At 70.9% G+C, this 12,607-nt stretch carries 10 protein-coding genes and 1 pseudogene; 8 read left to right on the top strand and 3 right to left on the bottom strand.

Annotated features, from left to right (window positions below; genetic code table 11):
• On the bottom strand, positions 1–1,986 hold a 1,986-nt coding region (locus ACFY3I_RS43460), incomplete at its 3' end, for an AAA family ATPase (RefSeq protein WP_390866478.1).
• Positions 1,987–2,467: 481 nt separating this feature from the next.
• Here ACFY3I_RS43460 and ACFY3I_RS43455 point away from each other — a divergent pair.
• The 8 genes from ACFY3I_RS43455 (at position 2,468) to ACFY3I_RS43420 (ending at position 11,936) form a co-directional block, all read left to right on the top strand.
• The gene (locus ACFY3I_RS43455) at positions 2,468–3,442 is read left to right on the top strand and encodes a zinc-binding alcohol dehydrogenase (RefSeq protein WP_390866477.1); all 975 of its coding nucleotides are present in this window, start codon (positions 2,468–2,470) and stop codon (positions 3,440–3,442) included.
• A 142-nt stretch (positions 3,443–3,584) separates the two neighbouring features.
• On the top strand, positions 3,585–3,968 hold the full coding sequence (locus ACFY3I_RS43450) for a WhiB family transcriptional regulator (protein ID WP_390866476.1): 384 nt from the start codon (positions 3,585–3,587) through the stop codon (positions 3,966–3,968).
• A gap of 386 nt (positions 3,969–4,354) precedes the next feature.
• Positions 4,355–6,724 (top strand): M4 family metallopeptidase, encoded by a 2,370-nt coding sequence (locus ACFY3I_RS43445; RefSeq protein WP_390866475.1) that lies wholly within the window; start codon positions 4,355–4,357, stop codon positions 6,722–6,724.
• A gap of 670 nt (positions 6,725–7,394) precedes the next feature.
• Positions 7,395–8,141: an alpha/beta fold hydrolase gene (locus ACFY3I_RS43440; protein ID WP_390866474.1), complete on the top strand. Its 747-nt coding sequence runs from the start codon at positions 7,395–7,397 to the stop codon at positions 8,139–8,141.
• Positions 8,138–8,770: a TetR/AcrR family transcriptional regulator gene (locus ACFY3I_RS43435; RefSeq protein WP_390866473.1), complete on the top strand. Its 633-nt coding sequence runs from the start codon at positions 8,138–8,140 to the stop codon at positions 8,768–8,770. Before ACFY3I_RS43440 ends, ACFY3I_RS43435 begins: the two co-directional genes overlap by 4 nt.
• Before the next feature lie 59 nt (positions 8,771–8,829).
• The gene (locus tag ACFY3I_RS43430) at positions 8,830–9,666 is read left to right on the top strand and encodes an SDR family NAD(P)-dependent oxidoreductase (protein WP_390866472.1); all 837 of its coding nucleotides are present in this window, start codon (positions 8,830–8,832) and stop codon (positions 9,664–9,666) included.
• A gap of 391 nt (positions 9,667–10,057) precedes the next feature.
• Entirely contained in the window at positions 10,058–10,345 is a 288-nt protein-coding gene (locus ACFY3I_RS43425; RefSeq protein ID WP_390866471.1) for a metal-sensitive transcriptional regulator, read from the top strand.
• A gap of 718 nt (positions 10,346–11,063) precedes the next feature.
• On the top strand, positions 11,064–11,936 hold the full coding sequence (locus tag ACFY3I_RS43420) for an alpha/beta fold hydrolase (protein ID WP_390866470.1): 873 nt from the start codon (positions 11,064–11,066) through the stop codon (positions 11,934–11,936).
• Between the two features lie 28 nt (positions 11,937–11,964).
• On the opposite strand, the gene ACFY3I_RS43415 is transcribed toward ACFY3I_RS43420, so the two are convergent.
• Together ACFY3I_RS43415 and ACFY3I_RS43410 are read right to left on the bottom strand one after the other, a co-directional pair.
• Positions 11,965–12,321 carry a hypothetical protein gene (locus ACFY3I_RS43415; RefSeq protein WP_390866469.1) on the bottom strand — a complete coding sequence of 119 codons (357 nt, stop codon included), beginning with the start codon at positions 12,319–12,321 and terminating at the stop codon, positions 11,965–11,967.
• A 181-nt stretch (positions 12,322–12,502) separates the two neighbouring features.
• A pseudogene (locus tag ACFY3I_RS43410) lies at positions 12,503–12,607 on the bottom strand (sulfurtransferase); the annotation flags it as partial.

The raw sequence follows: 12,607 nt of genomic DNA, 5'->3' as shown, positions 1-12,607 counted from the left end.
GGCCCAGGTGTCGACGGTGGCCTGGAGTTCGCGGGCGTGGTCGGTGTCGCCGCGCAGGGCGGCGAGCAGACCGAGATACGCCCGGCTGTGATGGGCGAACAAGGCGTGCTGATGCGATGTCGTCAGCTGGAGGCACCGCTGTCCGGTCCGCTCGGCCTCCTCCCATTCACCGACCGCGATCTGGTCCAGCATGATCAGGTGCAGCATGGTCATGCCGATGACCATGGCCCCCGTCTCGACCTCGCGGTCGACGATGCGCTGCAGACGCGGCCGGTGCCGGCTCAGGGTGTCCACGTGGTAGGCCGCCACCCCCAGCCTGCTGACGTCCCACGGTTCCAGGTCCCGCAGGTCGGCGAAGGCGCGATCCACCCGCCCGTGCACCCCCGCGCCGCGGCGCACCACGTCGCCCCAGGCGTCCTGGTAGATCCGAGTGAGCGGCGGCACCAGGTCACCCAGGGTGCCGAGCACCTCGTGCGCCTGTTCCCATCCGGCTTCGTCACCGGCGTACTGGCTGATGGCCAGCAGCAGGTTGACCAGTCTGGTGAGCGTCTCGTCCGGCTGCGCCAGGCCGCTGTCCCGCAGGGTCTCGACCGCGGCCAGGACCTGCCGCTGCGAGGACCGTACGTCCCCGTCCTCGTACAGTGCGACGTAGGCCGAGGTGACCACCGAGGCCGGGGACTCCTGCCTCCCGGACGCGCCGTCCGAGCGGACCAGCTGCTGTGCCCGGTCCAGCAGTCCCGCGTGTCCGGCGACGAAGGCGGCGTCGGCGATCCTGCGGGAGCGGTCCTCGCGCTGCTCGCTGAGTTCGGCGGCCCGGGTCAGCCAGGCGACGGCGGCGAGCGCGCCGCCGCGCCGGGTCGCGGACTCCGCGGCCTGCTCCAGGGCGGCGGCCACCTCCTCGTCCGGGTCCACGGCGGAGGCCGCCAGATGAGTGGCCCGCCGCTCCACGTCGTCCCAGTGCACCCCCGCCAGCACCGCGTGCGCAGCCCGCCGCTCGTTCGGGGTCGCCATCTGGACCACCGTCGAGCGCACCAGCGGGTGCCGGAACACGAAGTCGCCGCTGAGCGGGTCGACGTCCAGCAGACCGCCGGCCGCGGCCTCGTCGGCGTCCCTCATGCGATAGCGCGTACTGCGGGCGAGACCGGCCGCCGTACCCGCTCCGACACCGTCCAGGGCGCCGCGCAGCAGTTCGGCCCGGACGGCACCGGAGAGGGACTCGATACGCGTGCCGTACACGTGCTGAAGACGCTGGGGGAGCGGGATGCCGCTGTAGCCGAGCAGTTCCTCGGAGCTGCGTTCCGCGCGGCCGCCGCGCACGTAGGGCGGCAGCTCCAGCAGCGCCAGCGGGTTGCCCTGGGCCTCGTCCAGGACCAGGCGGCGGATGTCCGGTTCCAGCCCGGGGTGGTGCCTGTCCAGGAGTGCTTCGGAAGCCTTCTCCGACAGCGTGGTCACCGTCAGGCCGGGCAGGGCGGCCGTGTCGAAGCCGGAAGGCACCTCGCTGCGCAGGCCGACCATGAGCTTCACCGAACTGCCGGTCAGCCGGCGCCCGACGAACCCGACCACCTCGGTGCTGGAGGCGTCGAACCACTGGCCGTCGTCGAGGACCAGCAGCAGGGGCTTCTGTGAGGCCGCGAGCGAGAGCAGGTCCAGAGCGGCGATGCCGAGCGTCATGACCGAGGGCGGCGTGTTCTCGCCGCTCCTGCCGAAGACGACGTCGAAGACCCTCTGGTGGGCGTCGTCCAGCCGGTCGATGTAGGTGAGCAGCGGGTAGAGGAACTGGTGCAGGCCGGCGAACGGCAGTTCCGATTCGGCCTCCACGCCTGCCGCCCTGATCACCCGGTGCTTCTCGGCCGTGGCGATGTCGGCGGCGTAGTCCAGCAGCGCGCTCTTGCCGACTCCGGTGTCCCCCCGCAGGACCAGGGCCCGCCCACCGGAGTCCGCCACCAGGCCCGACAACAGCTTCTGCTCGCTCTCGCGGCCGACCATAGTTCCGAGGATCGACTCCACAGTCCCCCACTCCCTTCACCGCTGCACCGGTCCGGACGCCCCGCGTCCGCGCACACACGTCACCGGGTTCCGTGGCGGGAGTACGTTCTCCCGTCCGCTCGCCTGCGCGAACATGTCACCTGGCTCGCCGCCCGGATCGAGTGTGTGCCCTGGCAGGAAGCGGCACGCCGGTCACTGTGTGCGTTCCCGTGACATCGGATGGCGGCGCTGTCCGGCCGCCGACCGTCCCGGCCCCACACGTCACGCAGAAGACTAGATGCCCCTGAGGGTTCCCGTCACCTGCTATGGCCGAAAAAGTTCTTGTTGTGCGGACTCCTGACCTCTACAAGCTCTCCGCGGAAGCCCCCGGCCCCGGCGGGGGTGTGTACCTTCTGCTGCGAGACATGTTTCGCAGCCGCCCGATGTCCTGTCCCGGCGGCAGGCTCAGGCCGGCCCCCCATCCGTCAGGAGGAAAACCGCGATGAGCCAATCCGCTCGCGCGTTCTGGCTGCGTTCCCCGGACCATGGCGAGATACGTGATGTGACACTTCCCGCACGCGGCGACGACGAGGTCCTGGTGCGCACGCTCTGGTCGGGCGTCAGCCGTGGCACCGAGGCGCTGGTGTTCCGCGGCCAGGTGCCCCGCAGCCAGTGGGACGTGATGCGGGCACCGTTCCAGGACGGCGACTTCCCGGGACCGGTGAAATACGGCTACCTCAGCGTCGGCGTCGTGGAGGAGGGCCCCGCCCGGCTGACCGGACGGACGGTGTTCTGCCTGTACCCGCACCAGACGCGCTACGTCGTTCCCGCGAGCGCGGTGACCCCGCTGCCCGACGGAGTCCCCGCCGAACGGGCCGTCCTCACCGGCACCGTCGAGACCGCGGTGAACGCCCTGTGGGACGCCGCGCCCCTCATCGGCGACCGGATCGCGGTGGTCGGCGGCGGGATGGTCGGCTGCTCGGTGGCGGCCCTGCTGGCCGGGTACCCCGGAGTCCGCGTGCAGCTGGTGGACGCCGACCCCGCCCGGGCCGCGACCGCCGCCGCGCTCGGCGTGGAGTTCGCCGCCCCCGAGGCAGCGCGCGACGGGTGCGACCTGGTCGTGCACGCCAGCGCCACCGAGCAGGGTCTCGCCCGGTCCCTGGAACTGCTCAGGGCCGAGGGCACGGTGATCGACCTGAGCTGGTACGGCGACCGGCGTGTCACACTGCCGCTCGGTGAGGGCTTCCACTCCCGCCGGCTCACCATCCGCAGCAGCCAGGTCGGAACCGTCTCGCCCGCCCGTGCCCAGCGCGGCTACGCGGACCGGCTCGCGCTCGCCCTGGAACTCCTCGCCGATCCGGCGCTGAACGCCCTCATCACCGGCGAGAGCGGGTTCGAGGAACTACCCACGGTGATGCAGGGCCTGGCCACGGGCGAGATACCCGCGCTGTGCCATCGCGTCCGCTACGACGGCTGATCTCCGCGACCGGCCGTGGCGCGGCCCTCCGGCTGATGTGACGGTGTGACACATGTCGGCTAGGATCACACGTGTTCAGCAGCGTGTGCATGGACGCGTGGGCGTGGCCCGCCGGACGCACGGCTGGGGAAGCGAGGCTGGCGTGGACTGGATCCACCGGGGGTTGTGCCGGGCACAACCGGAGCGGATGTTCGTCGAGGGCACCGCTCAGAATGACGCCAAGATCGTATGCGTCACGTGTCCCGTGCGGCTCGACTGCCTCGCCTACGCGCTGGACCATCGTGAGCAGTACGGCGTGTGGGGCGCGATGACCGAAAGGGAGCGCCGCGCGCTCCTGCGCCGCCGTCCGGGCGTGACGTCCTGGGCGGAGATCTTCCGGGCGGCCCGGACGCGTGAGGACGTCGACCTCGTCGACGGTCCTCACCCGATGGATGGGCAACCCGCCGGTGCCGTCGCACGGCCCGCTCGCGCGGCGGACGGACCCGGTCGTACCACGGGGGAGCCCGGCACCCGCCGGAGGGGATGACGGCACCGCTCGACCGCTGAGGGAACGCGCACACCGACCTCACGGCCCTACCGCTTCCGGACCCCCTCCGGGCAAGAAGGTGTGCACACCTCACTGGCATGAAACCCCGGTGGCAGGTAGGTGCGTGCGCCCAGGTGCGCAGAAAGAAATCCGCCATAGTTCCCCGATGGCTGCATGTTGCCGTGGCGTAAATGCGCCCGTCGACGGCCTGAACCGCCCCTGCGTGCCGTGACATCACCATGGCCGGATTTCGAACAGTGATCACCGGGATGCTGACAACAGGGCCAGGAGCTGCGACGATCCCGTCGCTTTCGCGTCATCGCTCTCAGCTCCCAGGTGCCTCAGCGTCGTGGCGCCGTCACCTCCACCTCCGTGCCAGGAGAGTCATGTTCCGCTTCAGGATCGCCGGACGCGTGTCGCACACCGTCCGGCCGCCGTCCGGCCTCATACCCGTCCGCCCCCTCGTGGTGTCCGTCGTCGCGGCACTGGGCGCGCTCACCCTGTCCGCCCCGTCCGCCGTCGCCGCTCCGGCCCAGGCACCCGCGAACGTCCCCCGCCCCGCCGCCGACGCATCGGCACCGCCGCTGGTCAGAGCGCGTGCCAGAGCGAGCGCCGAAGCGGTCGCCCTCACCTCCGCCGAGCGCATACGACTGCTCGACCGGGCCGACGGCGACCGCGCCGCCGTAAGAAGGGCACTGCACGCCGGTGCCCACGAGAACCTGGTGGCCAAGGACGTCCTGAAGGACGCCGACGGCACGGTGCACACCCGCTACGCCCGCACCTACGAGGGCCTGCCCGTCGAGGGCGGAGGCGAACTGATCGTCCACGACGGCGCCCGGGGCCGCAGCATCGACGACTCCCTGCACGCCCCGCTGTCCGTCCCCGCCATCGACGGCGTGGTGCCGACGGGCCGGGCCAGGAGCGCGGCCCTGGCCGCGGCCGGTGAGCAGCACATCGCCCACGCCGTCGTCGACGGCTCCCCGAAGCGCGTTGTCTGGGCTGGTTCCGCCACCCCGCGCATGGCTCTGGACAACGTTGTCTCCGGGTCTCGGGCGGACGGCACGCCCAGCCGTCTGCACGTCGTCCTCGACGCCGCCACCGGCAGCCGGCTCGCCGCCTACGACGAAGTGACGGCGGGTGTCGGCAACAGCCAGTACAGCGGCACCGTCCAGCTCGGCACCCAGCGCGTGGGCGACACCTACCAGCTCGTCGACACCCAGCGCGGCGGCAACAGCGTCCGCAACGTGAAGAACGGCGGCCTCGGTGAACTCTTCACGGACGCCGACGACGTCTGGGGCGACGGCACGGCCGACGACCCGGTGACCGCCGCCGTCGACGCCGCCTACGGGGCCCGTACGACGTGGAACTTCTACCACGACATGTTCGGCCGCAACGGCATAGCGGACGACGGCGTGGGAGCCGTCTCCAATGTGCACGTCTCGGGGCTGGCCAACGCGTACTGGCTGGACAGCTGCTTCTGCATGACCTACGGCGACGGCCTGGACGACCGGCACCCCCTCACCGAACTCGACATCGCCGCCCACGAGATGACCCACGGTGTCACCTCCGCCACCGCGGGCCTGCTGGAGACCGGCGAGTCGGGCGCCCTCAACGAGGCCACCAGCGACATCATGGGCACCGCCGTCGAGTTCTTCGCGAACGACCCCGACGACGTGCCCGACTACACCATCGGCGAACTCGCCGACGTCCGCGGCACCGGCAAGCCCCTGCGCTACATGGACCAGCCCTCCAAGGACGCCTCCGAGAAGGGCACCTCGCAGGACTACTGGACGCCCGGCACCCACCTGCTCGACCCGCACTTCGGCGCCGGCGTCGCCAACCACTTCTTCTACCTGCTCTCCGAGGGCAGCGGCCACAAGACCGTCAACGGCATCGACTACGACAGTCCCACCTACGACGGCCTCCCGGTCGCCGGTATCGGCCTGCACAACGCCACCAACGTCTGGTACCGGGCCCTTACCCACTACATGACCAGCACCACCGACTACGCCGGTGCCCGTACCGCCACCCTCCAGGCAGCCGCCGACCTGTTCGGCACCACCAGCGACGCCTACGAGTCCGTGGCGAACGCCTGGGCCGCGGTCGACGTCGGTCCCCGGTACGTCAACCACATCGCCATCACCTCGCTGTCCACTCGTGACTCGGCCGTCGGCCAGCCCGTCGCCCGCACCGCCGCCGCCGTCTCCACCCGTCCCGGCGCCGTCACCTACGCGGCGAGCGGTCTGCCCGCGGGCCTCGCCATCGACGGCACGACCGGTCTGATATCGGGCACACCCACCGTCGCCGGCACCTACCCGACCACGATCACCTTCACCGACTCGGCGGCGGAGAAGCGGCGGTTCGCCTTCGACTGGACCGTGATCGCCTCCGGCGGCGACTACTTCGTCGACCCGGACCGTCACGACTACGCCGCCTGGAAGAGCGTCGAGACACCCCTGACGGTCACCGGCCGTACCGGCAACGCCCCCGCAGCCCTGAAGGTCTCCGTGGACATCGTGCACACCTTCATCGGTGCCCAGGTCGTCCAGCTCATCGGCCCCGACGGCACGGTACTGCTGGTGAAGGACTTCGCCTGGAACACCGGCACGGAACTGCACGACACGTTCACCGTCGACGCCTCCGCCGTGCCCGCGAACGGTGTGTGGAAGCTCCGGGTCACCGACTACACCCCGGCCGCGCCCGGTATCGCCCCGAGCGAGGGCGGCTACCTGGACCGCTGGAGCCTTGGCTTCTGACCTGCTGAACTGTTGAGGACGTGTGCCCGCACCGGAGAGTCCCGATGCGGGCACATCGCAGCGTTTCCAGGCTTCAGGACCTCAGGACCTCAGGCCGAACGCCCGGTCCACAGTCCGGGTGTCACCGTCGCCCGCGCCGTCTTGGGCGCCCACCCGCAGGGTCGCCAACCGTGCCTTCGCGGGGGCGGCGAGACGGAAGTGTGTCCCGTCGCCGCGCAGCGGAGCCTCGCGGTGCCAGGCCGCACCGTCGACGCAGGAGACGTCGATGGTGACAGACCGGGAAGTAGCTCCCGCCGATCCCGGCGAGGTGCGCCGGAGCGAACGTCACTTCGGCCTGCCGGCCGTGCGGGGAGCCCGGGCTCGAAGGCGACGCGCCGACGGACGGCGGTCGGGCAGCGGCCCGTGGTGACTACCGGTTCAACGGCACACTCCGCCGCCCGCCACGAGCGGTAGTGCGTGCCGATCGCACCGGTACGGTGTCGCCCTTCGACGATCTGACGCCAGGACTTCGAGGTTACGAGGCGCAGGCACACGTTCTCAGGTCTATCGCACACGTGTTTTCCAATGTGTCCGAACACGTTGTATGGTTGCGGCCGGACAGGGCAGATTTCGGCGTCACGCCGTCGCCCGACATGCGCGGCTGTGCCGCCCGAACCACCGGAAAGTGCTCATGAGCGAGACTGCGGGTCGACCCACGTTCATTCTGGTCCCCGGCGGCCATCACGGTCCCTGGGTGTACGAGCGGCTCCAGCGGATCCTGGAGGCGGACGGCTGGGTCACGCGCACCGTGCGCCTGCTCAGCGCGGTCGAGGACCCGGCCGCGACCGATCCACTGCCGGGAATGTACGACGACGCGCGGCTGATCAGGCAGACCCTGGACGAGACGGACGGGCCCGTGATCGTGGTGGCCCACTCGTACAGTGGCGTGCCGGTCACCGAGGCGATCGCCGGTGCGTCCAATGTCGTGCACGCGGTGTACGTCGCGGCCTACATGCTCGACGTCGGCGAAGGCATGTTCCAGACCCACGGCGTGCCCGTGCCGGCGACCCTGGCCGGCCTGCGTCCGCCGCGCAACCCGGAACTGAACCTGCCCGCCGCCTTCTACGACGGTGACCCCTCGAACCCGGAGACGGCCGAGGCATCCGCCCGGCTCGTCCCACAGACAGTGCGCGGCGACTTCGAGACGGTCACCACGGCTGGCTGGAAGACCGTGCCCAACAGCTACGTCATCCCGGACGATGACGTCTCCCTCACCGGCACGATCGCCGAGACCATGGCCGAGCGCGCCGACGAGGTCCACCGCGTCCCCGGCCATCACGCGCCCTTCTACTCACACCCCCGCGAGTTTGCGCAGGTCCTCGTAGGGATCGCGACCACCGTCGGGACCCCGGATCCGGCGCGTGCGGGTACCTCATGAGACCCGTGACCCGGCGACAGGCCGACCACCACACCATGCGTGCGGGCGCGACACGGACGCAGTTGATGGACACCCTGCGGCGGCTGCTCGACTCCGGCGAGCCCTTCAGCGAGATCAGCGTCCAGCGGATCATCGAGGAGGCAGGGGTCTCCCGGGCCACCTTCTACGCACACTTCCACGGCAAGTCCGACATCCTGGTGCGACTCACCGACGAACTGCGCGTGGCGCTGCTGGAGTTGGCACGGCAGTGGGATCCCAGCGCCGAGGGGTCCGGAGCCGACCGGTTCGCCCAGTTCTTCGCCGAGGTCATCACCGTCCATCGAGCCCACCAAGGGGTGATCACCGCCGTTCGCGAGGCGGCGTCGTACGACCCGGACGTGAGCGACTTCTACACCGCAGACCTAGAAGGTTTCGACGAGGCAGTACTGAGGACCCTGCTGTCCGAGCAGTCGGCCGGTACGACATCGGCCGACCTCGATGCCGCCGCCGCCAGCCGGATCATCGTCTGGGGCGGCGCCCAGGCGATCGCACATCACATCGGTGTCGACGGCGGAGACGGCGACGCCGTCTTCGCCCGGGAGCTCGGGCACATCTGGTGGTACGGCGCCTACCGTCGCCCCGCCGGATGAGTCCCCGGCAGGTGTGCGAGAACCCGCCGGCCGCCCTATCCCAGGAAGGAAACGTGTACGTGAAGGAGACACGAGTGCAGCAGACACAGGCGATGGAGACGCAGGTAGAGAACGCGGCCGAGGATCCTTCCGGCAGGCCGCTGGAGGGCCGTACCGCCGTCGTCACCGGCGGCGGTCGCGGGATCGGGGCGAGCATCGCCGCACGGCTGGCCCGTGCGGGGGCGCGTCTGGCCCTGGCCGGACGGGACAAGGAGACGCTGTCCGCGGTGGCCGCCGCACTGCCGGGTCAGGGAGCGGGCGCAGTGGTCCTGCCCGTCGACCTCACCCGCGCCGACGGCCCGCGGCAGGTCATGGAGACGGCCGTCGACCGTCTGGGCCGGGTAGACATCCTGGTGAACGCGGCGGGCGCGGAGAACTTCACCGCCAGCCACGAACTGACCGCCGAGGAGGCGGACGAGCTGTGGGCACTGAACCTGCGCGCGCCCCTGCTCCTGTCGGGCCGGGTCGCCGCGCACATGGCGGCGGGCGGCGGCGGAAGCATCGTCAACATCTCGTCCGTCATCGGCAGCGAGCGCGCCATCTCCCACCAGAGTCTGTACGCCGCGACCAAGGGCGGGGTGGACGCCCTCACCCGGGCGCTCGCCGCGGAGTGGGGCGGCGCCAGGGTGCGCGTCAACGCGGTCCGGCCGGCCGTCACCCGCTCGGACATGTCCGCCGCGATCTTCGCCGACCCGCAACTGGAGCGGACACTGACCGCCCAGTACGCCCTGGGCCGGCTGGGCGAGCCAGCGGACATCGCCGAAGCCGTCCTCTACTTCGCCTCCCCGGCGAGTTCCTTTGTCACCGGCCAGACGCTCAGTGTCGACGGCGGCTGGATCTCCACACTGGTCCACTGACGAACGGATCGAAGCTGGGAACAGGCCGACGCTACGGGTCGGGCGTCCGGACCTGGCGCCGGCGGTGCCTCGGCCTTCGCGTACACCCGCTCCGTGCGCGCCACGCGCAGAGCGGCGAACAGCTCCACCGAGCGGTTCCGGCTGACCCTCGCCTCCGCCACGTTTCGCCTTTCCAGCAGCACGGATCAGAGATCGTTGAGCACCTCGGCCCTGTCGCCAGGACGGGTCGGAGTAAAGGCTAGAGTTATGAAGGGACACCTACGGAATCCGTCCCGTGTGGTGGGTGACCCAGGAAAGGTGTGGCACCCCGGAACAGGTGTCGGCCGTCCCGCGGCGCCGAGCGGAGCGGAGGATACGGTGCTCGCCGGCGTACCAGTCGAGGAGTGAGCGCATGGATCTGGAGCCCGAAGAAGCCGAGCTGAAGGCCGTACTGAACCGGCTCCGCCGCGCTCAGGGCCAGATCTCCGGTGTCATCCGGATGATCGAGGAGGGGCAGGACTACGCGGAGGTCGTCACGCAGCTCTCCGCCGCCTCGCGGGCCCTCGACCGGGCCGGGTTCTCGATCATCGCGACAAGTCTGCGGAAGTGTGTCGCCGAGACCGAGTCTGGCCGCGCGAGCAGTGAGGACGGTGCCCGGATGCGAGCCCGCCTGGAGAGACTCTTCCTGTCGCTGGCGTAGCAGCCGGTACCCGGCACGAGGTCGCCCGGGGGAGTACCCGACACATCTCCGGCGCCCCTGCTGGTGCACATGTGCCGGAGGTTCTCACTGCCGGATGACGGTCCGGACACGTGTCCAGCTGGCCGGGCTCCGGCGATCCTAGCGTTCGCGCGCAGGCCCCCTCCGCCGCCCGCCGAGCCGGGCGCCCCGGCGCGCTTCTGCCGGTTTCACCCGGGCCCCGGCATCATCCACGGGACCTCCGGCCGTGCCCGTACCCAGGGACGGAAGGGACCGCAGGGACCGAATTCTGGAACAACGGTTCGGGAACCAGGCTCCGGCGCCGCACCCGGAATCGCGGTGAACGTGTCGCGGGCCCGGACTCGTCTACAGGGCAGAGCCCGCCCCACCCCGGATCCCGCTGCCCGAAATCCCGTGATGACCCCACGTTTCCGCAATCCCCGCCTCCAGGGCGCCGTCGCCGGCACCGCCCGCTGTCCGGCTGCCGAGGATCCGACGCCCTCCGGAGCCTGGACGATAGAGGGGCGCACGACGCTGAACCCCGCGACGGCGCCGAGGGGGTGGCCACCCGCGACGACGGCACCCGCGTCGGACGCGGTCCGGGCGGCGTCCCGGTGCCGGTGCGCGAAGATCAGCACGTGTTCGGCGTCTGGAACGAGGACTGAGGCCTGGCCGCCCCGCTCCCCTGCCCGCAGCCCGTCAGCAAGTGAGGAACACCGCGATGACCGGAGAGACCGCCCTGCCCACCCTGCGGGAGGCGACCTACGACACCGGCAGGCAACGAATCTTCACCGTCGAGGCCGGGAGCGGCCCGGCGGTGCTGCTCCTGCACGGCGGCGGCCCCGGTACCACAGGCCTGTCCAGCTTCGTCCGCAATATCGGCGAACTGGCCAGGAACCACCGTGTCATCGTCCCCGACCTGCCGGGCTACGGCCGCAGCACCAAGGGTGTCGACTCCGCCGACCCCTTCGGGTATCTCGCCGACGGGATCCGGACCCTGCTGGACACGCTCGGACTGGACCGGGCGCACCTGGTCGGCCACTCCTACGGCGGCGCCTGCGCGCTGCGACTGGCGCTGGACACCCCGGACCGGGTCGGTCGAATGGTCCTGGCCGCACCCGGCGGCATCGGCACCACTCGCGCCCTGCCCACCTCCGGTGTCAACCGCCTGCTCGGCTACTACACCGGCGACGGCCCCTCCCGGCTGAAACTGACGGAGTTCATCCGCCACTATCTCGTCTTCGACGACGCCGACATCACGGACGCCGCGATCGAGGAGCGGTACCGGGCCAGCCTCGACCCCGAGATCCTCGCGGCGCCCCCACTGCGCCGCCCGTCCGGCCGCGGGGCGCTGCGCACCATCTGGCGGATGGACCTCACCCGCGACCCCAGGCTGACCCGCCTTCCGGTTCCCACACTGCTCGTGTGGGGGAGTGCGGACAAGGTCAACCGGCCCTCCGGCGCCCGGATGCTGGCGAGCCGACTGCCCGACTGCGACGTCCATCTGATGGCCCGGACCGGCCACTGGGCCCCGTACGAGCGCGCAGGACTCTTCAACCGGCTGTGCGCGGAGTTCCTGGCCGGCCCGAACTGAGGCGACCGGCCAGGACGGTGGCGTGCCGTCAGGCCGCGACCACGCGGTAACTCAGCGCCGCCCACGGCAAATCGGTCCGCGCCAGCGAGCCCGACCGCCACGCGCCGCCCGTGCAGCCCGGCCCGGAGTGCAGCTCAAGCGATGCCGAGCCGTTGGCGATCTGCACCGAACGGGCCGGTACGGACAAGATGTGGCAGGTGCCGAGGTCGCCGAGGTCGGCCACGGTCACCGTGCCCGTGCCCGTGGTACCCGAGTACAGGTAGGCGCCTTCCTGCAGCGGAGGCCAGTCCGCGGCGTTCACCGTCCCGGCGCCGAGGCCGGTCAGGGCCGCGGCGGCGATCGCGACGGCGGCCACGCCACGGAGCTTCGTCCTCGTGTCGAACATACGAACCCGCCTTTCCTTGTGTGCCGAGGCCGAGGCGGCACCGGCACGCCGTTGGGTCAAATGCGGCTGGCAGGGATGATCCTTGCATATTCAAACACCTGCGGAGAGAGCGGAACCGGCCACCCACACATATACGGGATACCGGTGGGTTTCTCGGGTGTCCACCGCGGTGTCCGCCGTACTACTTGGCGGCGCCGAGCTCGATCGGGACGCCGACGAGGCTGCCGTACTCGGTCCAGGAGCCGTCGTAGTTCTTGACGTTCTCGACACCGAGCAGCTCGTGCAG

The sequence above is a fragment of the Streptomyces sp. NPDC001068 genome (assembly GCF_042897315.1).
Classification (GTDB): Bacteria; Actinomycetota; Actinomycetes; order Streptomycetales; family Streptomycetaceae; genus Streptomyces.
Note: the sequence above shows the minus strand (reverse complement) of the source record. Positions and strands in the feature narration are given on the sequence as shown.